Raw genomic sequence first — 19,499 nt, 5'->3', positions numbered from 1 at the left:
AGATGATCCCGCAAAAAACCACTCAACAACTCACGACCCTCAACCGTACCTACTACAGCACGACCGTTCACAGTCATCGAGACCTGTGGCATGAAACCCTCCCTTTTTGATTGTCTTCCTTGCGCCGAGTAAAACACGGCAAATTCCGTTTGAGAACAAAAATATCGTGATGACCGGCCTTTGGGCAGGAACACCCTGCAGCTCGAAATCAGCCATTCCGCCCGGCACGCGGCTGTGGCCGCGTCGGGATCTCCTTGAGAAGTCCGCCGACCCCCATGCAGGCGATATCGCGCCCCGTCACAGCGATGCCGCAGGCCACCCGGGACAGCACCCAATCGGCCCCGTTCAGGGCCGGTGACCGGGCGCAGCCCGGCAGGCCGATGACCGGCCGGTCCCCGAGTGTGCCCAGAAACAGCAGGTTGCCCGGATCGACGGGCATACCGAACCGTTCGACATGTCCGCCCGCAAGTCGCAGCGCCGATGGCGCCACATCCTCGGGGTCCGAGGTCGCAGACCCGGTCAGGATCATCACAAGGTCTCCGCCAATGTCCGGCAGCACGGCGGCAAGCTCTGATTGGCGGTGGGCGACTGTAAGCACCTCGACGAGAGCCATGCCCAGCGCCTCGACCCGCCCCCGGATCGAGGCGATGCCCTTGTCATTGCTGGGTCCGCCCGGAATATCGGTGACGACAAGGCTCGCGGTCCGGTATACCGGCGCCGCAAGGCGGATCGCCGCATGAGCGGCGGTTGCGGCCCGGTCAACATCCACCTGCGGCACCGCATAGGAGATGACCTTGACCGTCGCCACCATGCCGCCCGGCCCCATCTGCTGATACTGCGGCACCGTCGCCACGGTGATCATCGGATGCACCATGTTGAACCGTTCGATGGCGCCGACGTCCAGCATTACCACGCCCGGCCCGTCTGCCAGCAGGTTGACACGCCCGGTAAAGGCGTCACTGACACGGAGGCCCGCCGCCGTAGGGTAAGGCGCCAAGGCCCTCGCCAACTGGCGCGCGGCCGCGTCTTCGTGGCAATCGCCAGGATCGAGACGGGCGGCGATCACATCCGAAATGTCAGCCGCGCTCAACTGTGCGAGATGGGTCGCTTCCAGCCTGAGCCCCTTGCGCAGCTTTTTGTCACCCACCTTTACCGAATGCGCCAGGATCGCCCCTTCGGCTTCGGCTATGGCGACGGGACCAAACTTCATGCCCTGCCCCGCAACACGGCCGTCATCTGGGCCAGGATCGCAACCGCGATCTCTGCCGGGCCAGCGGCGCCGATATCCAACCCGATGGGTCCATGAATGCGCGCGATCTGCGCCGCTGAAAAACCGGCCTGCCGCATACGGTCCATACGTTTGGAATGCGTGCGTGTCGAGCCAAGCGCGCCGATATAGAATACATCTGCCGCCAAACCCGCTTCCAGCGCCGGATCGTCCAGCTTGGGATCATGGGTCAACAGCACCAGCGCCGTGCGCGGATCAAGCCCCAGTTGCGCCACGGCCTCGTCCGGCCAGTCATGCAGGATGGTCTCGCCCGGAAACCTGTTCTCGCTGGCAAAAGCTTCGCGCGGGTCGATGATCACCGGGTCATATCCGGCGATCCGGGCCATCGGCACCAGCGCCTGCGCGATATGCACCGCCCCCACAACGATCAGCCGCAGCGGCGGGTTGTGGACCAGCACGAATGTCTTGCCATCTTCCTCGAAACCCGAACGGTCCATCCGCATCCGGTCGGGATAGGCGCCGCGCTTCAACGCGCGGTGGCCGGTTGTCAGGTTCACCTCATAGGCCAGCGCCTCGCGGCGGCTGCGGGCGGCAACCAGTTCTGCCAGCATCTCTTCCGAAAGGACCTTGCCGACCGGTTCAACCAGAACCCTGATGGTGCCGCCACAGGCCAGACCAACGGCAAACGCGTCTTCGTCACTGACCCCGAACTCGAGCAGCCGCGCTTCGCCCTCGTCCAGCGCTTCCAGCGCCTCGACGATCACCGCGCCTTCGACACAGCCGCCGGAAACCGATCCCTGAATGCGGCCATCGCCCCCGATCACCAATTGCGATCCGGTCCGGCGCGGGGCGCTTCCCCAAGTCTCGACAACGGTGGCAAGGGCTGCACCCAGCCCTTGTCGGTGCCATTTCAGAGCTGTCTCCGGGCTGTTGTCAAATCGTTCCATGCCTGCCTCCCCCCTGTAAGTATGGTGAGGAAGGCGGCCAATTCAATGGTGCGAAAGTCGGCATTGCCGCCTGACGCAACAAAGGCCCGGCAAGAGTGGTCTCGCCGGGCCGGGAAAGGGCATTGCCATCACCAATCAGCGCGAAGTCATACCTAACCTCGCCCGCGGCGCGGGTTTGTTCATTCAGCCGGTGCGGTCTGTGTCGCCTCACGACGCACAAGCCGTTCTGGCAGGGCAAAGGCGAGCGCCACGAAACCGAGGCCCAGCACCAGCCCCAGGATATCGCCCGGAAGCGCTGTCAGACCTTCGTACCTGGAGCCAGGCACGGTTCCCAGCGTCACCGCCCCGCCTGCGATCTTGTCCAGCAGACCCGACGCCTTCCACGCTGGATAGCTCAGCATGTAAGCGGCCGCGCCCAGCAATCCGCCAGCGACAAAGAACAGGGCGTCCTTGCGACCCGAAGCCAGCGCCACGACACCGGTACCTGGGCAATAGCCCGACGCGGCCCAACCGGCCCCCAGCATCAGCCCACCCAGGAACACGCCGGCATAAGCCGTCTTGACCGACATATGGCCGACCTCCACCAGACCCAGCATCTGACCGCCGAACATCAGCACCGATCCGGTGCCAATGGCCAGCAGGATCGACTTGGCCAGGCGCAGATCGGTCAGGTTCAGCATGCGGTTGATCGCGTTCGGGTTCGAGGCGCCGACCCGGTCCAGCACGGCGCCAAAGGCGGCCCCAATGACAACGGCGAGTAGAATCGAGGACATGGTTCAGGCCTCCTTGCGAAACATCAGGATGGAAACGGGTATCGCGGCAGCAAAGGCACCGGCGGCAAAGATGTAGCCGCTCAGCGCGGTCTGCATCATTCCCGACATCATATGTCCCGAGGTACAGCCCCCTGCCAGCCGCGCGCCATAGAGCACGACGAACCCGCCCAGAAACGCGACCGCATATCTCTTGACTGCATTGTCCCCGAAATTGGCACGCCACAATTCCGGCATGCTCCGTTCGCTTTGACCAATCCCGCCGCGCGCCAACACAGACAGGAATCCGCCGAGCATCATCGCCAGCACAAAGATGAAGGAATAGTTGAGAGGGTTGGCCACCGACTTTGCGTATTTACCGCCCGATTTCGCAAGATATGCGTTGGTCGAAGTAAAGCCGTCATCGGTCTGGGTCACCAGATCCGGATTGACCAGATCGCCGATGATCCCATCGACGATGACAAACTGGGTCGACACCCCGATCGGCTTGACCAGCAGGACTGCGGCAAAGAACACCAACCCCAGCAGCAGGCCCCCCACCTTCCAGTTTAAAGACATGTCAATCTCCTCAGAATTCATTACATTCCTATTTTCCAATATATTAATTATTCAAATATTTGCATGACATGGATCAAATCAGCCGATCAAACTTTCCATGACATAAATCAAATACACGGCTACGATCTCTCTCTATTCAACGTCTCTACGCCACCGCGACCAAACCTGTTCGACCGCCAGAAAGGACCGGACAAATGAGGCCAGACTCCAGCCCCGCAACCCCAGATGCCCCGGCAAAGCGCGACGAGCGCCGCGCCTTTATCGCCCTTGCGGTGTTTCTGGCGCCCGCCCTTGCGGTCGCCATCGTCGGAGGTTGGGGGTTCATCATCTGGATGTCGCAGCTGATCTATGGGCCGCCCGCGGGCTGAACCCATGTCTGCTGCTCGCTTCGCATCATCCAGCCGCCGCTCTGTCCTGACCGGTCGTGGGAGTGTCTTTCGTCCGCCCTGGAGCACCGAAGCCTCGGTCATGGAAGGCTGCACCAGTTGCGGAGACTGTATCGCCGCCTGCCCCGAAGCGATTTTGGTGCCTGGTCCCGGGCGGACGCCCGTCATTGATTTCAGCCGGGGCGAATGCACCTTCTGCGGTCGCTGTGCCGAAGCCTGCGCCGAATCCGTCTTTGCCGAGACCGGCCAGCGACCCTGGATGCTTGTCGCGGCCATCGACCCCGGCTGCATGATGACCTCGGGCATCAGTTGCCAGTTGTGCCGGGACAGCTGCGAGGAACAGGCCCTGCGACTTGACTTTTCTCAACGCCCCGTGGGCCGCATCGTCATAGAGACAGAGGCATGCACAGGCTGCGGCGCCTGCCTGTCATCCTGCCCGGTGGACGCCATCACCCTGAGCCCGAACGAGACCGCCAATGTCTGACGTGACCCATATTTCCAGCCTGTTGCTGACCGCCAAACCGTCGCGCATAGCTGCGGTCGTTGCCGAGATCGAAACCTGCGCGGCCGCCGAAGTGGCGCTGACCGATCCGTCGGGCAAGATCATCGTCACGCTTGAGACGCCCAGCGAAGCCGAGATCGTCGGCGAGTTGAACAGGCTCAGCCTTATCGACGGCGTCGTCAGCGCCGCCCTTGTCTATCACCAGTCCGAAAGCGGACTGTCCCCAATCGGTCAATAGCCGGACCCCGAGGAGGTATCCATGCCAAACCTGACCCGAAGAGATGTCATCAAGGCCCAGGCGGTTGCAGCCGCAGCTGCGGCCGCTGGCCTGCCGATACCGGCAGCCGCCCAGAACCTTGTGACCGATGCCCAGTTGACCGACCTGAAATGGTCCAAGGCCGCGTGCCGGTTCTGCGGCACCGGATGCTCGATCATGGTCGCGACCAAGGCCGGGCGCGTGGTCGCCACTCACGGCGACGCCGAGGCCGAGGTGAACCGCGGCCTGAACTGCGTCAAAGGCTATTTTCTGTCCAAGATCATGTATGGACAGGATCGCCTGACCCAGCCGCTGCTGCGCAAGTCGAACGGCGTCTTTGACAAGAACGGCGACTTCGAACCGGTTTCATGGGACGAAGCCTTCGACATCATGGCCGAGAAGTGGAAGGCCACGCTCAAGGCCAAGGGACCGCAAGGGATCGGCATGTTCGGATCGGGCCAGTGGACGGTCTGGGAAGGTTATGCGGCCTCGAAACTGATGAAGGCGGGCTTCCGCTCGAACAACATCGACCCCAACGCGCGCCATTGCATGGCCTCGGCCGTGGTCGGTTTCATCCGCACCTTCGGCATCGACGAGCCGATGGGCTGCTATGACGACTTCGAACATGCGGACGCCTTCGTCCTCTGGGGTTCGAACATGGCCGAGATGCACCCGATCCTGTGGACCCGCATCGCCGACCGCCGGTTCAGCCACCCGCATGTCAAGGTCGCGGTCCTGTCCACGTTCCAGCACCGCAGCTTTGACCTGGCGGATATCCCCGCCGTGTTCACCCCGCACACCGATCTGGTGATCCTGAACTACATCGCCAACTACATCATCCAGAATGGCGCGGTGAACCAGGACTTTGTGGCCAAGCACGTGAACTTTGCCCGCGGCGCCACCGATATCGGCTATGGCCTGCGCGACAGCCATCCACTGCAACAGGCCGCCGCCAACCCGAACTCCGGCAAATCCGAACCGATGAGCTTTGACGAGTTCGCGGAGTTCGTCTCCGAGTACACCCTGGAAAAAGCCGCCGAGATGTCGGGCGTTCCCGCCGAGACGCTAGAAAAGATCGCCGCGCTCTACGCCGATCCTGACACCAAGGTCATGTCGCTCTGGACCATGGGCGTGAACCAGCACACCCGCGGTGTCTGGGTCAACAACATGATTTACAACATCCACCTGCTGACCGGAAAGATCTCGCAGCCGGGCAACTCGCCCTTCTCGCTGACCGGCCAGCCCTCGGCCTGCGGCACCGCGCGCGAGGTCGGGACCTTTGCCCACCGCCTGCCCGCCGACCTGCTGGTCGCCAAGCCCGAGCACCGGGCGTTTGCGGAAAAGATCTGGAAACTGCCCGCCGGCACCGTGCCGGAATGGGTCGGTGCCCATGCTGTCTTGCAGAACCGCAAGCTCAAGGATGGTGAGATCAACTGCTACTGGGTTCAGGTCAACAACAACATGCAGGCCGCCCCCAACATGATGGAGGAAGGGCTGCCGGGCTACCGCAATCCCGACAACTTCATCGTAGTCTCGGACGCCTATCCCACCGTCACCGCCGAGGCCGCCGACCTGATCCTGCCCACCGCGATGTGGGTCGAAAAGGAAGGCGCCTATGGCAACGCCGAACGCCGTACCCAGTTCTGGTACCAGCTGGTCAATGCCCCGGGCGAGGCCAAGTCGGACATGTGGCAGCTGGTGGAATTCTCCAAACGCTTCACCACCGACGAGGTGTGGCCGGCCGAGATCCTGGACGGGAACCCGGACTACAAGGGCAAGACCCTGTTCGACGTGCTGTTTGCCAACGGCCAGGTCGACAAGTTCGAAATGACAGAAAAGGCCAAGGAATACGGCAACCACGAAAGCGAGGATTTCGGGTTCTACATCCAGAAGGGTCTGTTCGAGGAATATGCCGAGTTCGGGCGCGGCCATGCGCATGACCTCGCCCCGTTCGACACCTATCACGAGGTACGCGGCCTGCGCTGGCCCGTGGTCGATGGCAAGGAAACCAAGTGGCGGTTCAAGGAGGGGTCGGACCCCTATGCAAAACCGGGCAGCGATTTCGACTTCTACGGCAAGCCCGATGGCAAGGCGGTGATCTTCGCCCTGCCCTATGAACCGCCCGCCGAAAGCCCCGATGCGGATTATCCGCTGTGGCTCAGCACCGGCCGGGTGCTGGAGCACTGGCATTCGGGTTCGATGACACAGCGCGTGCCCGAACTGCACAAGGCGGTGCCCGACGCTCTGGTCTATATGCATCCCGACGACGCTGAGGCGATGGGTGTGCGGCGCGGGTCCGCCGTCAAGGTCGAATCCCGGCGCGGCCACATCATCAGCCGGGTCGAGACCCGGGGCCGCAACAAGCCGCCCAAGGGGCTGGTCTTTGTGCCCTGGTTCGATGCGCGGCAGTTGATCAACAAGGTGACGTTCGACGCCACCGATCCGCTGTCCAAACAGACAGACTTCAAGAAATGCGCCGTGCGCGTCGTGCCGGTGGGAGTGTGATCATGAAACGCAAACTGACCCTTGTCGCCGCCCTTGTCCTGGCTGTTGCCGGTTCGGCGATGGCGCAAACCTCGATCGCGACCCTGCGCGGCGGCACGCCGCTCGATACAGAGGCGGAACCGCCAGCGATGGCAAAGGAGATCAACTCGGACCTGCGCCAGGTGCGCAACTATCCCGAGCAGCCGCCGCTGATCCCGCACAAGATCGACGGCTATCAGATCGACCTGAACGCCAACAAATGCCTGTCCTGCCACAGTCGCGCCGCGATTGAGATCAGCCAGGCGCCGATGGTCTCGATCACCCATTTCATGAACCGGGATAACCAGTTCCTCGCCTCGGTCACTCCGCGCCGGTACTTCTGCAACCAGTGCCACGTGGTGCAGACCGACGCCCGGCCGCTGGTCGAAAACGGTTTTGTCGATATCGACCAGGTGCTGGACTATGTGAAGAACAACCAGGGGAGCTCTGACTGATGCTGGGGTTCCTGAAACGGCTCTGGGCCACGATACGTCGGCCAAGTGTCCATTATTCCTTGGGTTTTCTGACCATGGGCGGGTTCGTGATGGGCATCGTGTTCTGGGGCGGGTTCAACACCGCGCTGGAACTGACCAACACCGAGACCTTCTGCACCTCGTGCCACGAGATGCGCGACAACGTCTATGCCGAGTTGAAGACGACGATCCACTATACCAACCGCTCGGGCGTGCGGGCGACCTGCCCGGATTGCCACGTGCCGCATGACTGGACCAACAAGATCGCGCGCAAGATGCAGGCCAGCAAGGAGGTCTGGGGCAAGATCTTTGGCACCATCAGCACGCGGGAGAAGTTCCTCGACAAGCGGTTGGAGCTGGCGCAGCACGAGTGGGCGCGGCTGGAGGCCAACGACTCGCTGGAATGCCGCAACTGCCATTCCGACGAGTCGATGGACATCACACGCCAGAGCGCGCGGGCGGCGGACTTCCACCAGCGGCTGCTGTTCACCGGCGAGAAGACCTGCATCGACTGCCACAAGGGCATCGCCCACCAACTGCCCGACATGGGCCAGGCGAGCCTGCTGATCGGCGCCGGATCGGCCCAGGACGTAAGCAGCTATCTGGACCGTTGAGGTCGCTTGCCGGGCCAGCACCGGCGGGTTAGCATGAAACCGACACGGGCGGCCTCTGTGCCGCCCGTTTCCTTGTAATGCTTTGTTTTATAGGAGAAAAAAATGTACAAAAAGACGTTCGCAGCTCTTGCGATGGTCGGAACGAGTTTTGCCGCCACAACCGCTCTGGCGCAAGAATTCCAACCCTATGGCAGCGTCGAAGGCTGGAATGTCTTTGTCGACACGGCCAAGAAATCCTGCCTGATCGAGGCTGTGGATGGGGCGGAAAACGTCGTGCAGATGGGGCTGACCAAGGACCGGGGCGTCGCCTATATCGGGGTCTTCACCAAGGCCGAAACCGGCATCAAGAAGGGCGATGCCGGGGCCATCGCGATCCTGCTGGGGGAAAAGCTGTTCGTGGGTGAGGCAACCGGCATGCGCGGCAATATTACCAAAGGATATTCAGGGGGTTACGTGCTGACCGACGATCCGGCGGTGGTCGATGCGGTGGCCAGGGAACATGAGATGATCGTGTTTCCGGAAAAGGCCTATACCTTTGCCGTGAACCTCAAGGGCACCTACAAGGCCATAGAGATGGCGCGCGAGTGCAACGCCAAGCAACTGGAGTGAATGGCCCCGTTTTGACCGTTTTGTACCTGCGCCAGACGGGCAATTGACCGTTTTGTACACCACCTAACACGCCCGTAATTACCCGCCTTGGATACTCGGTTCTGAAACCCGGAGCCGAGAACAGGGGTCTCGTCAAATGGCGAGGACCAACCGGACCCGCCACTTGCACCGACCCAAACGGCGACTGCTTTGCAGGTATGGCGAACTCGCCTCGCGCCTATTCGGGTTTGCGACAAATGATCTGAACCGGTTGTGTCCTTCGCTCCTCGATATTCCGTGCGGCGTTCTTCACGATCTGCGGCGCGAGTTCACCCAAAAGAATATGTGTGCCGAAAACCGGCGCTTCACCCTTGGCCGCGAGCGCCATGGCGGCCTTGTATCCTTGCAGGTATTTCTCCCCGGTATCCGTAACCTCGATATTCCTGAAACCGGTTTCGTTGAGGACATCCACCGTGTCCGACGGACGCATAAGATGGGCCCCGCTACCGTCTTCGGACCAAGGCACCGGGTGGTGCGGTTCGCCCACTGGACCCAGCCCGTGTTCGGTGAGCGCAAAGAAGGCGCCGGGCTTCAGGACCCGAAAGGCCTCGGCGAAAAAGGCAGTCCGATCCGGCACGTTCATCAGGACGTGCTGGCTGTATCCACCGTCGAAGGTTTCGTCCTCGTAAGGAAGGTTCTGACCATCGCCATGTTGGCATCTCACGGCGTCCTGCATCGCGACCAATGCGCTTAGCTTGTTAGCGGCGTCGATGAAGGGCGCGGTGATGTCTATCCCCTCGACGCGACAGCTGAAACGCTTGGCCAGGTACCGGGCGGGGCCGCCAATGCCGCAGCCGATATCGACGAGGGTGTCGCCCTCTCGGATGGGTAAGGCATCTGCAAGCTCGACAGTGGCCGGGAACCCCCGTGCATGGAAATGGTCCACCGGCGCGAGTTGTTCGATGGTCAGAGTATTTGGATCAATCCCGGCCAGTTGCATCGTTTCCAGGATACGGGAATAGACATCTCCCTTGCCCCAATGATCGGAAATCTCTTGTGCTTTGGTCATTTGCCCCCCTCTTTGCAAAGTCACGATACCACAGTTTCGGAGGTCTTTGCAGGTCCGCACTTGAGCCGTTGCCCGGCGGCTAAACGGCATCAACCCGGCGGTGTGGTGACTTTGGGGTTAACCCTCGCGGATTGCCGCCATCAGCCTTGCCTTTTCGCCCACGTCGTCGGGGCGCGAGATAACCTCGGCCAGTTCTTCGAGCGAGGCGATGGAATGGCCCGCGCGGAAGCTGTCGACATGGGGCAGCATGGCGCGGATGCCGCGCGCCTTGGGGGCGAATTCGGACCAGCGCAGGAGCGGGTTCAGCCAGATCAGGCGCCGCGAGGACAGGTGCAGGCGCTCCATCTCGGCGGCAAGCGCATCGGGGTCGTCGCGGTCGAGCCCGTCGGTGATCAGCAGCACCACCGCGCCCTGCCCCATCACCCGGCGCGACCAGTCGCGGTTGAAGGCATGAAGGCAGGCGCCAATACGGGTGCCGCCCTCCCAATCCTGCGCCTCGGCCCCGGCGGATTTCAGCGCGGCATCGACATCGCGGGTCTTCAGATGCCGGGTGACATTGGTCAGCCGCGTGCCAAAGGTGAAGGCATGCACCCTGGCCCAGCCCTGCCCCTTGGCGTTGGAGACAGCGTGAAGAAAATGCAGGATGATCCGGCTGTATTGGCTCATGGAACCGGAAATATCGCAAAGCACCACAAGATTGGGCCAGCGCGGGCGCGGTTCGGCCCGGGCGATGCTGTGCATCTCACCGCCCTGGCGCATGGCGGCGCGCAGGGTGCGGGCGCGGTCGATGCGGGGGCCCAGAACAGCGGCCTGTCTGCGACGTGACGGGATCGGTTTCACCGGCAGCGTCAGGCGGGCCAGCATGCGTTTGGCGCGGGCGACCTCCTCGGTGCTCATCTGCTCGAAATCGAGTGTCTTGAGTTTTTCCTCGGACGACATGGTGAGCGAGGCGTCGACCTCGATCAGGGTTTCCTCGCCTTCCTTTTCGGGTTCGGGTTCCGGCAATTCGGGCTGGATGCCGTCGAGCAGCGCCTCGGCGGCGCGTTTCTCGGCGGCCTGAGCGCTGCGTTCCTCCTGCACGCCACGGATGGCGGGCAGCATCATCGACATCATGTGTTCCAGATAGCGCGGGTCACGCCAGTAGAGGCGGAAGACCTGGGCAAAGACGGCGCGGTGTTCGGGGCGGTTCACGAAACAGGCGTGCAGCGTCCAGTAGAAATCGCGTTTCTCGGTGAACCCCGCCGCCTCGACCGCGCGCACCGCGTCGATGACGCGGCCCGGCCCGATCGGCAATCCCGCCTTGCGCAGGGCGCGGGCGAAATGAACGATGTTCTGCGCCAGACGCGGGTTTTCCGGCAGGGCAAGCGGGGCGTATTCAGGCATGATACCCGCCTGCGATGTTTCGAAATGCCGCTTTTCGTGCTATGATGGCGCCATTCTGCAAGTCCAAATCTCTTTCTTTCACCCTGCATTCAAAGGACAGACCATGAGCGATCTCCTTTCCACCCATGCCCTGCTGGCGCCCGAGGCGCAGCACCCGCAACGCTCGGACCTGCGCATCGAGCGCGTGGGCGATACCGCCGCGACCGCCGGTTTCACCCCGGGGCTGGAGCCTGCGGCAGATCTGGCCGAGACCAGCGTTTCGGGCTTTGCCGAGGCGCGCGAGACCAGCGCCGCCGGCATGGCCGATGACGAGCTGGACGCGCTGATGAACCCGACCGGTTTCCAGACCGAGGTGGTGATCGGATTTGACGACCGGATCCGCATCAGCCCCGCCGATCGCTGGCCCTGGGCGGTGCATGGCCATATGGAGATGACCTTTCCCGATGGCCGCCGGTTTATCGGGTCGGGGACGATGGTGAACCGTCACCATGTTCTGACGGCGGGCCATTGCGTCTATTCGCGCGACAATGGTGGCTGGGCGACCGAGGTGATCTTTCAGGCCGCGCGCGACGATGGCGCGCTGCCTTTTGGCACCAGCCGGGCGGTGCGGCTGCTGTCGGTGGCGGGCTGGACCACTGGCGAGAACCCCGAGTTCGACATGGGGATGCTGATCCTGGCCGACGAGCTGGGCGACCGGACCGGCTGGCACGGCATCGTCACCGGACCCGAGGCGATGCTGTCGAACCACCGGGTCAATGTCTCGGGCTATCCCGGCGACAAGGGCGGGCGGACGCTGTGGACCCACAAGGACGTGATCAAGTCGGTGACCGATACCAAGGTGTTCTATGATATCGACACCGCCGGTGGCCAGTCCGGTTCGGGCGTGTGGTCGGTCTGGGAAGGGCACGCGGGCGAGAAGGTCTGCGCCATCCACACCACCGGGTCGCAATCGGGCAATGGCGCGGTGCGGATCAATCGCGACAAGTTCGACCGGATCACCGGCTGGATGGCGCGCCACTGACCGCGCCCCGGTTGCGGGGCCGCGCCTAACCATGGGCGCCGCGCGGGGGCTCTGCCCCCGCACCCCCGGAGTATTTCGGACCAGAAAGAAGCATCAGGCGGGTTCCAGCGAGGCCTTGGCCTGATCCAGGATGCGCTTGGCCTCGGAGCCCTGGAGTTTCTGGATGTCGTCCTGGTATTTCAGGATCGCGCCCAGCGTGTCGGCGATGACCTCGGGCGAGAGGTCGATCACGTCGAGCGCCAGCAGGCACTTGGCCCAGTCAATGGTCTCGGCCACGCCGGGTTTCTTGAACAGGTCCTCGGTGCGCAGGGTCTGGACAAAGGCCACCACCTGGCGGCTGAGGGTCTCGGCGGCCTCGGGGGCGCGCGCATGCAGGATCTCCACCTCGCGGTCGAAATCGGGGTAGTCGACCCAGTGATAGAGGCAGCGGCGTTTCAGCGCGTCATGCACCTCGCGCGTGCGGTTCGAGGTGAGGATGACGATGGGCGGCTCGGGCGCCTTGACGGTGCCAAGCTCGGGGATGGTGACCTGGAAATCCGACAGCGCCTCCAACAGGAAGGCCTCGAAGGGCTCATCAGTGCGATCAAGCTCGTCAATGAGCAGGACGGGGGCGCCCGCCGGATCGGGGCGCATGGCTTGCAGGAGCGGGCGTTCGATCAGGAACTCGTCCGAGAACAGCTCGGTCTGGAGCGCGGCGCGGTCGGCGCCGCCCGCGGCCTCGGCGGTGCGGATGGCGACCATCTGGGCGGCAAAATTCCAGTCGTAGACGGCAGAGGCGGCATCGAGCCCCTCGTAACATTGCAGGCGGATCAGGCGGCGGCCCAGCGCGGCGGCGATGGCCTTGGCGATCTCGGTCTTGCCGACGCCCGCCTCACCCTCGAGAAACAGCGGCCGACCGAGGCGCAGCGACAGGAACACCACGGTGGCCAGCGCCCGGCCGCAGACATAGCCCTGTTCGCCCAGCATGCGCTGGACGTCGTCGATGGATTGGCCTTTGGTCATCTGCTGCCTCCGCTCGGGTTTCCCGCTCTGGCCCAATGGGGCATCACCCCGACGCCGCCGTCAAGCGGCTGTGCCAGGGTTTTGTGCGCGGGGATGTGCGACATAAGTCGAATGTTTAGGCGAATGTTGACGGTTGGGCGCTCAAATGGCATCACTTTGGAAACAACGAGGGGGCGGAGCAACCGTCCGCGACAGGCGATGACAGTGAGACACGTTTCAGTGACCTGCGGGTGCGGGACCGGTCCATGCGGATAACGGCCGTCACCTGTGTCAAGAACGAGGGGCCGTTCCTGTTGGAATGGATCGCCTTCAACCGGCTTTTGGGCGTCACCGATTTCCTGTTCTATTCCAACGATTGCAGCGACGGCACCGACCGACTGCTCGATGCATTGGCCGCGCGCGAGGATCTGGAGGTGCTGGCCGGGCGGGTGGTGCATCTGCCGAACCCCGCCGAGGGGCGCAATTACCAGATGGAGGCGTTGAAGGATGCCGCTCATCAGCAGGTGGTGAAGCGCGCCGACTGGGTCTGGATCGCCGATGTGGACGAGTTCCTGAACATCCATGTGGGTGATCACACCATTCCGGCGCTGATCGAGGCCTGTGGCGATCCGGCGGCGATCTCGGTGCATTTCCAGTTCTTCGCCAATGATGGCATCGACGCGTTCGAGGACCGGCCGGTGATCGCGCAATTCACCCGCAGCCACAATCCCGACATCTGGTGCGGCGAGACCGCGATCGAGGTCAAGTCGCTGACCCGCAAGGATTTCCCCTTGCAGTATTTTGGCGCACACCGGCCGTTTTTCAGTGAGCGCAAGGGTGACAAGAAGAGCCTGGCCTGGACCGATGGGTCGGGACGCAAGGTGCCGCACCGGTTCCTGGTGGCCGCCAATCCGCGCCGCATCCGCAAATTCCCCGCCAAGGGCGCGCGCGATTTTGCAACGCTGAACCATTATGCGCTGCGCTCGCTCGACAGTTACCTGGTCAAGAACGACCGGGGCGACGTGAACCGCGAGAACCGGGCGTTTGACGACACATACTGGCGCGAACGCAACGATCCGGCCTGGCAGGATACCAGCGTCGCGCGCTATCTGCCCGAACTGGAGGCGGCGCTGGAGGCGTTGAAGGCCGATGCCGAGATCGGCGCGCTGCATGCCGAGGCGGTGCAACTCCATCGCGAGAAACGCGATGCGCTGCTGGCGCAGCCCGCCTATATGCAGATGCAGGAGCAGTTGCGCCGGGCGCGCGCCCTGCCGCCTGACGAAGAGGCGATGCTGCTAGAGATGGGGATGCTCTGACATGGCGCGCCTGAGGGTCATAAACCTCGGCCTGCCCAAGTCGGGCACAACGACGCTGGGCGTGGCCCTGCGTGCCTCGGGGCTGAAGGTGGCGGACTGGAAGGTGCGCAAGTTCCAGTCGGCAAACCCCGAGGTGGCGCGGCATTTCCTGGGCGATCTGATGTATCGCGGCTATTTCGAGACCGGCGATCCGCTGCACTGGCTGGATGAGTTCGACGCGCTGAGCGAGATCAACGTGGTGGGCGGCGATCTGAACCGCTGGCCGCAAACCGACTGGGGCCTGTTGTCGGCGATCATCGAGCGGCATCCGGGGGCGAAGTTCATCCTGTCCTATCGCGAGGCCGAGGCGCAGGCCGACAGCATGATCCGCTGGACCAATCTGGGCCGCAAGCGCTTGAAGATGTTCGATGTTCCGGGCCTGCCGGGGAGATATGGGCGCGAACCGGGGGATCTGGTGCGCTGGATCGACGGGCATAACCGGTTCTGTCGGCAGGTATTTGCGGGCAATCCGAATTTCCTGGAATACGACATTCTGGACGAAGCGGCGCCGCAGAAGATCGGCGCCTTTCTGGGCCTGCCGATCCGGTGGTGGGGCAAGGTCAACGACAATCCGGCGGACGAGGCGGCGGAGGCCGCCGTGGCCGGTACGGACAGTCAGGACGAGTGATGCGGATCATCCTTCATATCGGGCCCGAGGTGGCCGGTGCGGCGCGGATACAGGGCATTCTGGAGGCCAAGCGCGATGTGCTGCGCGCGCAGGGCGCACTGTTCGCGCGCAGCCCCGGCACCCGTAACCATATGCGGCTGGCGATGGCGGTGAGCGATCCGGGCCATGTGGACCTGTTCCGCTATAACCGGGGTTTCACCGCGCCCGAGGCGCAGGAGAAGCTGCGCGTGCAGGTGGTCGAGGCGCTGACGCGCGAGGTGGACGAGACAAAGCCCGAGACGTTGATCCTGTCGGCGGCGCAGATGGCGACCTCGTTGCATCGCCCGTCGGAGATTGCGCGGCTGCGCGATCTGCTGGCGCCGTTGTCGGAGGATATCGAGGTGGTGGCGGTGGTGGGCGATCCCGCCCGGCTGTTGCTGGCGCATTACGCGACCCAGGTGTCCGAAGGGCGGGCCACGCCGCTGGACCAGGAACTGGCGCTGGCGGCGGCGCCCGACTGGTGGAACACGGCGCTGGCGGGCATGCCCGCGATCGACCCGCTGAAAGGCCAGTTCGAGGAGACGCAAGGCCCGGCCTTCTGGCTGGATTTCACCGCGTTGCAGGCGCTCTGGGAAGAGGGGTTCGGACCGGGATCGGTCCGGTTCCTGCCCTATGACCCCGAAGTACTGGCCGGGCATGGGGCCACGGATTTCGTGCGTGCCATGTTCGGGATCGAGCGCAATATCGGGCGTGCGGCTGTGGCCGAGATGCCCGCCCTGCCCCCGGCGGCGACGCTGACACGGCAGCGGCAATTCAACGAGATCCTGCTGCGCTATATCGCCAGTGGCGACAAGGTGGTCACGCGGCAATTGTGGCGCGCGCTGCTGGATGAGGTGGCGACCGACGGCCCACCGCCAGAGGCGGGCGGACTGGCGGTGCTCTCTGCGCGGTTCCGGGCGGCAAACGCCGCGTTGACAGCGCTCCATCCGGCATTGACCGAGGCCTGTTTCGCGCCGCCCGCCGCCCCCGCGGCCTGGGCCGAGGCCGATCCCGAGCGCGGCTATCGCGCCTCGCAATACCTGCTGGCGGCACGCTGGCGGATCGACAAGACGACCGAGGAGCATCTGAGCGCGCGGGCCGAACAGATCACCGCCGCCCCCCTGCCCGAACCGCTGGTGCGGGCCGTGGAAGTGATCGAGGAAGACGCGCCCGGGGACGACACGCTGAGCGCGGCGGCGCGGCGGCTGATGCCGCCGGCGGCGGTGGAGAATTACGAGAAGCTGCGCACATCCTCTTATGCGCCGCATAACCGGATCGGCGCGGTGGACGAGGAACAGCTGGCCGCTGCTTTCAAGCCCGCCAAGCCGCGCAAGCTGGCCAAGGGCAGGACCGGCAACCTGATCGTGGGCTGCATGAAGAACGAGGCACCCTATATCGTCGAATGGGTGGCCTATCACCGGGCTATCGGGGTGGACAATTTCCTGATCTACACCAACGACTGTTCCGATGGCACCGACGAGATCCTGCAAAGGTTGCAGGAGTTGGGCGTTTTGCAGCACCGCAACAACGACAAGTGGAAGGGCAACTCGCCCCAGCAATACGCGCTGAACCAGGCGTTGAAGGAACCGGTGCTGAAAAACAGCGACTGGATCATCCATATCGACGTGGACGAGTTCATCAACATCCGCTGCGGCAATGGCACGCTGGATGATTTCTTTGCCGCCGCGCCGGATGCCACCAACGTGGCGATGACCTGGCGGCTGTTTGGCCATAATGGCGTGACCGGGCTGAAGGACGAGTTCGTCATCGACCAGTTCGACGCCTGCGCGCCGAAATACTGCCCCAAGCCGCATACGGTCTGGGGGTTCAAGACCATGTTCCGCAATATAGGCGCCTATGAGAAGATCAGCTGCCACCGTCCCAACAAGCTGGACGAAGAGTTCAGCGACAAGGTGAAATGGGTCAATGGCTCGGGTCAGGACATGACCGGCGAGGTTTTGAAATCGGGCTGGCGGAATTCCAAGAAATCCATCGGCTATGACCTGCTCCAGCTCAATCACTACGCGCTGCGCAGCGCCGAGAGTTTCCTGGTCAAGCGCCAGCGCGGGCGGGCGCTGCATGTGGATCGCTCGATCGGGCTGAATTACTGGATCCGGATGGACTGGAACGACCATCGCGACGTGACGATCAAGCGTAACCTGCCGCGCCTGCGCGAGGAATACGACCGGCTGATGGCCGACGACACGCTGCGTGCGTTGCATCAGGCGGGGCTGGATTGGCACCGGGCCAAGGCCGAGGAACTGCACGGCATGCCCGAGTTCGAGGAGCTTTACGAACAGGCGCTGGAGGTGCGGTTGAGCGGGACGGAACGTGTCGCTTATGCGCTGGCGCTGGATGTGGAGAGCTGAGCATGGCGGATGGGGCCCGGACCGAGGACGGCAAGTTCATCACCTCGCGCGGGATGCGGTTTCCGCTGGATGCGGATATCCTGCCGAAGCGGGTACGGGTGCTGCTGCGCACCGATGGCTACGAGGCCAAGGAGGCGCGCGCGGCCTATCGGCTGGTGCAGGACGGCGACGTGGTGATGGAGCTGGGTGCGGGCATCGGGTTCATGTCGACGCTGGTGGGAACCAAGACAAGAGCCGCCGAGGTGCATTGTTTCGAGGCCAATCCGCGCCTGATCCCCTATATCGAGGCGGTGCATGCCGCCAATGGCGTCACTAACGCGCATATCCATCATGCCCTTCTGGGGCCGAAGCCGGGGCGGCGGGTGTTTTACCAGCGCGCCTCGATCCTGGACAGTTCGCTGGAGGCGCTGCCAGAGGATGACGACACGGTGGAAAAGGTACAGGTGCCGGTACAGGATGGCGCCAAGGCGCTGGCGCGGATCAAGCCCAGCGTGCTGATCTGCGATATCGAGGGGGCCGAGGCCGATCTGCTGCCCGAGCTGGACCTGAGCGGTCTGCGCGCGGTGCTGATCGAGCTGCATCCGCAATGGATCGGCAAGGAGGGGATCGCCCGGGTGTTCGAGGCGATGCGCCGCGCCGGTCTGGTCTTTTTCCCGCGCTGGTCGCAGGGTAAGGTTGCGGTATTCCGCAGCGATTGGTGAGGGCGCATGCGTATTCTGGCCGTTCTGACCGTACGCAACGAGGCGGCGTTTCTGCTGGAATGGCTGGCCCATCACAGGGCGGTGGGCTTTACCGATTTCCTGGTGTTTTCGAACGACTGCCAGGATGGCACCGACGCGATGCTGGACCGGCTGGCGGAAATGGGCAAGCTGACGCACCTGCGCAACGACGGCCCTTATGACAAGGGCGGCATCCAGTTCACCGCGCTGAAATCCGCCTCCAGGCACAGGCTGGTGAAACAGGCCGACTGGATCCTGCCGCTGGACGTGGACGAGTTCGTCAATATCCACGCGGGCGATGGCACGGTGCCCGACCTGTTGGCGGCCCTGCCCGAGGCCAGCGCGATCACCCTGACATGGCGGCTGTTCGGCAATGGCGACGTGACGCGCTTTGTCGATGAACCGGTGACGGGCCAGTTCACCCGCTGCGCGCCGGAAATCCTGTTCTGGCCCTGGCGGGCGTCGATGTTCAAGACGCTTTACCGCAACGATGGCATTTACCGGAAGCTGGGCGTGCACCGGCCGCGCAACCCGGTGCACGAGCGGCTGGAGCAGGCGCGCTGGTTCGACAGCCATGGGCGCGAGCTGGACGCGCAGTTTCGCGAAAGCCGCATCTTCTCCAGCTTTGGCCGCCCGAATTACGGGCTGGCGCAGCTGAACCACTACCCGCTGGGTGCGATGGAAAGCTATGTTCTGAAGGCCGACCGGGGCCGCGCGGTACATTCCGACCATATGCTGGATGTCGATTATTGGATCGAGCGCAATTTCAACACCGATACGGATACCTCGATTGCCCGGATGGCGGAGCGGTCCGGGCCGATCCGGCAAGAGCTGATGGCCGATGCCAAACTGGCGCGCCTGCACAAGCGCGCCGTGGCCTGGCGGCAGAAACGCTTTACCGAGCTGATGAAACAGGAGCCGTTTCGGGCGCTGTTCGCACGTCTGTTGATGACCCCGCCATCGCGGCTGATCAACGCCGCATCGGCGCGGACGCTGGTGGGATTTGCCAATCTGGGCCGGATGGAGGCCGCCGGGGAAAGCCCGGAAAACGGCCCGAAACCGGCCTGAGATTTGCCCAATTTGGCCTCAATTCACCGATAAATCCTGATCC

At 63.5% G+C, this 19,499-nt stretch carries 20 protein-coding genes and 1 pseudogene; 13 read left to right on the top strand and 8 right to left on the bottom strand.

From position 1 onward, the window contains the following. The 5 genes and pseudogenes from OE747_RS20150 to OE747_RS20130 all read right to left on the bottom strand — a co-directional run. Positions 1-92 (bottom strand): annotated as a pseudogene (locus tag OE747_RS20150) ((2Fe-2S)-binding protein); the annotation flags it as partial. A 116-nt stretch (positions 93-208) separates the two neighbouring features. Continuing rightward, positions 209-1,210 (bottom strand): molybdopterin-binding protein, encoded by a 1,002-nt coding sequence (locus OE747_RS20145; RefSeq protein ID WP_263830271.1) that lies wholly within the window; start codon positions 1,208-1,210, stop codon positions 209-211. Then, a complete protein-coding gene (locus OE747_RS20140) occupies positions 1,207-2,175 on the bottom strand; it encodes an XdhC family protein (protein WP_263830270.1) in 969 nt (322 codons plus the stop codon). Before OE747_RS20140 ends, OE747_RS20145 begins: the two co-directional genes overlap by 4 nt. Before the next feature lie 179 nt (positions 2,176-2,354). After that, entirely contained in the window at positions 2,355-2,948 is a 594-nt protein-coding gene (locus OE747_RS20135; RefSeq protein ID WP_263830269.1) for a YeeE/YedE family protein, read from the bottom strand. Positions 2,949-2,951: 3 nt separating this feature from the next. After that, entirely contained in the window at positions 2,952-3,503 is a 552-nt protein-coding gene (locus OE747_RS20130; protein WP_263830268.1) for a YeeE/YedE family protein, read from the bottom strand. A gap of 194 nt (positions 3,504-3,697) precedes the next feature. On the opposite strand from OE747_RS20130, the gene napE reads away from it, so the two are divergent. The 7 genes from napE to OE747_RS20095 all read left to right on the top strand — a co-directional run bounded on the left by napE (position 3,698) and on the right by OE747_RS20095 (position 8,866). Beyond that, positions 3,698-3,871, top strand: coding sequence for a periplasmic nitrate reductase, NapE protein (gene napE / locus OE747_RS20125; protein WP_263830267.1), 174 nt, complete (start codon positions 3,698-3,700; stop codon positions 3,869-3,871). A gap of 4 nt (positions 3,872-3,875) precedes the next feature. Further along, positions 3,876-4,373 carry a ferredoxin-type protein NapF gene (napF, locus tag OE747_RS20120; protein WP_263830266.1) on the top strand — a complete coding sequence of 166 codons (498 nt, stop codon included), beginning with the start codon at positions 3,876-3,878 and terminating at the stop codon, positions 4,371-4,373. Continuing rightward, positions 4,366-4,629: a chaperone NapD gene (locus OE747_RS20115; protein WP_263830265.1), complete on the top strand. Its 264-nt coding sequence runs from the start codon at positions 4,366-4,368 to the stop codon at positions 4,627-4,629. Before napF ends, OE747_RS20115 begins: the two co-directional genes overlap by 8 nt. Before the next feature lie 21 nt (positions 4,630-4,650). Continuing rightward, on the top strand, positions 4,651-7,152 hold the full coding sequence (napA, locus tag OE747_RS20110; RefSeq protein WP_263830264.1) for a nitrate reductase catalytic subunit NapA: 2,502 nt from the start codon (positions 4,651-4,653) through the stop codon (positions 7,150-7,152). Positions 7,153-7,154: 2 nt separating this feature from the next. Next, positions 7,155-7,625 (top strand): nitrate reductase cytochrome c-type subunit, encoded by a 471-nt coding sequence (locus tag OE747_RS20105; RefSeq protein ID WP_263830263.1) that lies wholly within the window; start codon positions 7,155-7,157, stop codon positions 7,623-7,625. Next, the gene (locus OE747_RS20100) at positions 7,625-8,257 is read left to right on the top strand and encodes a cytochrome c3 family protein (RefSeq protein ID WP_318527328.1); all 633 of its coding nucleotides are present in this window, start codon (positions 7,625-7,627) and stop codon (positions 8,255-8,257) included. The genes OE747_RS20105 and OE747_RS20100 overlap by 1 nt, the downstream gene beginning before the upstream one ends. A 102-nt stretch (positions 8,258-8,359) precedes the next feature. After that, entirely contained in the window at positions 8,360-8,866 is a 507-nt protein-coding gene (locus OE747_RS20095) for a hypothetical protein (protein WP_263830262.1), read from the top strand. Between the two features lie 217 nt (positions 8,867-9,083). Here the strand turns inward: OE747_RS20095 and OE747_RS20090 are convergent, their stop codons facing one another. Beyond that, positions 9,084-9,914, bottom strand: a complete 831-nt coding sequence (locus OE747_RS20090) for a class I SAM-dependent methyltransferase (protein WP_263830261.1) — start codon at positions 9,912-9,914, stop codon at positions 9,084-9,086. A 117-nt stretch (positions 9,915-10,031) separates the two neighbouring features. Further along, the gene (locus OE747_RS20085; protein WP_263830260.1) at positions 10,032-11,297 is read right to left on the bottom strand and encodes a vWA domain-containing protein; all 1,266 of its coding nucleotides are present in this window, start codon (positions 11,295-11,297) and stop codon (positions 10,032-10,034) included. Positions 11,298-11,400: 103 nt separating this feature from the next. Here OE747_RS20085 and OE747_RS20080 point away from each other — a divergent pair, with 103 nt between their 5' ends. Continuing rightward, entirely contained in the window at positions 11,401-12,318 is a 918-nt protein-coding gene (locus OE747_RS20080; RefSeq protein ID WP_263830259.1) for a trypsin-like serine peptidase, read from the top strand. A 93-nt stretch (positions 12,319-12,411) separates the two neighbouring features. Here the strand turns inward: OE747_RS20080 and OE747_RS20075 are convergent, their stop codons facing one another. Further along, positions 12,412-13,320, bottom strand: a complete 909-nt coding sequence (locus tag OE747_RS20075; protein ID WP_263830258.1) for an AAA family ATPase — start codon at positions 13,318-13,320, stop codon at positions 12,412-12,414. A 245-nt stretch (positions 13,321-13,565) separates the two neighbouring features. Between OE747_RS20075 and OE747_RS20070 the strand changes: the two genes are divergently transcribed. The 5 genes from OE747_RS20070 to OE747_RS20050 are packed head-to-tail and all read left to right on the top strand — an operon-like array spanning position 13,566 to position 19,456. Continuing rightward, on the top strand, positions 13,566-14,615 hold the full coding sequence (locus OE747_RS20070; protein WP_263830257.1) for a glycosyltransferase family 2 protein: 1,050 nt from the start codon (positions 13,566-13,568) through the stop codon (positions 14,613-14,615). Between the two features lies 1 nt (position 14,616). After that, entirely contained in the window at positions 14,617-15,282 is a 666-nt protein-coding gene (locus tag OE747_RS20065; protein ID WP_263830256.1) for a sulfotransferase, read from the top strand. After that, complete coding sequence (locus OE747_RS20060) at positions 15,282-17,669, top strand: glycosyltransferase family 2 protein (protein WP_263830255.1); 2,388 nt, start codon at positions 15,282-15,284, stop codon at positions 17,667-17,669. Before OE747_RS20065 ends, OE747_RS20060 begins: the two co-directional genes overlap by 1 nt. A gap of 2 nt (positions 17,670-17,671) precedes the next feature. Continuing rightward, entirely contained in the window at positions 17,672-18,370 is a 699-nt protein-coding gene (locus tag OE747_RS20055) for an FkbM family methyltransferase (RefSeq protein ID WP_263830254.1), read from the top strand. A 6-nt stretch (positions 18,371-18,376) separates the two neighbouring features. Then, positions 18,377-19,456 (top strand): glycosyltransferase family 2 protein, encoded by a 1,080-nt coding sequence (locus tag OE747_RS20050; RefSeq protein ID WP_263830253.1) that lies wholly within the window; start codon positions 18,377-18,379, stop codon positions 19,454-19,456. Positions 19,457-19,499: the final 43 nt, after the last annotated feature.

It is taken from the genome of Ruegeria aquimaris (assembly GCF_025751555.1).
GTDB classification, from domain to species: Bacteria; Pseudomonadota; Alphaproteobacteria; order Rhodobacterales; family Rhodobacteraceae; genus Ruegeria_B; species Ruegeria_B aquimaris.
This window is presented reverse-complemented; position numbering and strand designations above follow the sequence as displayed.

Excerpts from the sequence above, each read along its gene's own strand:
- napA (WP_263830264.1), top strand. The coding sequence starts at position 4,651 with ATGCCAAACCTGACCCGAAGAGATGTCATCAAGGCCCAGGCGGTTGCA.
- OE747_RS20115 (WP_263830265.1), top strand. The coding sequence starts at position 4,366 with ATGTCTGACGTGACCCATATTTCCAGCCTGTTGCTGACCGCCAAACCG.
- OE747_RS20055 (WP_263830254.1), top strand. The coding sequence starts at position 17,672 with ATGGCGGATGGGGCCCGGACCGAGGACGGCAAGTTCATCACCTCGCGC.
- OE747_RS20105 (WP_263830263.1), top strand. The coding sequence starts at position 7,155 with ATGAAACGCAAACTGACCCTTGTCGCCGCCCTTGTCCTGGCTGTTGCC.
- OE747_RS20075 (WP_263830258.1), bottom strand. The coding sequence starts at position 13,320 with ATGACCAAAGGCCAATCCATCGACGACGTCCAGCGCATGCTGGGCGAA.
- OE747_RS20130 (WP_263830268.1), bottom strand. The coding sequence starts at position 3,503 with ATGTCTTTAAACTGGAAGGTGGGGGGCCTGCTGCTGGGGTTGGTGTTC.
- OE747_RS20080 (WP_263830259.1), top strand. The coding sequence starts at position 11,401 with ATGAGCGATCTCCTTTCCACCCATGCCCTGCTGGCGCCCGAGGCGCAG.
- napF (WP_263830266.1), top strand. The coding sequence starts at position 3,876 with ATGTCTGCTGCTCGCTTCGCATCATCCAGCCGCCGCTCTGTCCTGACC.
- OE747_RS20095 (WP_263830262.1), top strand. The coding sequence starts at position 8,360 with ATGTACAAAAAGACGTTCGCAGCTCTTGCGATGGTCGGAACGAGTTTT.
- OE747_RS20050 (WP_263830253.1), top strand. The coding sequence starts at position 18,377 with ATGCGTATTCTGGCCGTTCTGACCGTACGCAACGAGGCGGCGTTTCTG.
- OE747_RS20085 (WP_263830260.1), bottom strand. The coding sequence starts at position 11,297 with ATGCCTGAATACGCCCCGCTTGCCCTGCCGGAAAACCCGCGTCTGGCG.
- OE747_RS20065 (WP_263830256.1), top strand. The coding sequence starts at position 14,617 with ATGGCGCGCCTGAGGGTCATAAACCTCGGCCTGCCCAAGTCGGGCACA.
- OE747_RS20090 (WP_263830261.1), bottom strand. The coding sequence starts at position 9,914 with ATGACCAAAGCACAAGAGATTTCCGATCATTGGGGCAAGGGAGATGTC.
- OE747_RS20140 (WP_263830270.1), bottom strand. The coding sequence starts at position 2,175 with ATGGAACGATTTGACAACAGCCCGGAGACAGCTCTGAAATGGCACCGA.
- OE747_RS20100 (WP_318527328.1), top strand. The coding sequence starts at position 7,625 with ATGCTGGGGTTCCTGAAACGGCTCTGGGCCACGATACGTCGGCCAAGT.
- OE747_RS20135 (WP_263830269.1), bottom strand. The coding sequence starts at position 2,948 with ATGTCCTCGATTCTACTCGCCGTTGTCATTGGGGCCGCCTTTGGCGCC.
- OE747_RS20145 (WP_263830271.1), bottom strand. The coding sequence starts at position 1,210 with ATGAAGTTTGGTCCCGTCGCCATAGCCGAAGCCGAAGGGGCGATCCTG.
- OE747_RS20060 (WP_263830255.1), top strand. The coding sequence starts at position 15,282 with ATGCGGATCATCCTTCATATCGGGCCCGAGGTGGCCGGTGCGGCGCGG.
- OE747_RS20070 (WP_263830257.1), top strand. The coding sequence starts at position 13,566 with ATGCGGATAACGGCCGTCACCTGTGTCAAGAACGAGGGGCCGTTCCTG.
- napE (WP_263830267.1), top strand. The coding sequence starts at position 3,698 with ATGAGGCCAGACTCCAGCCCCGCAACCCCAGATGCCCCGGCAAAGCGC.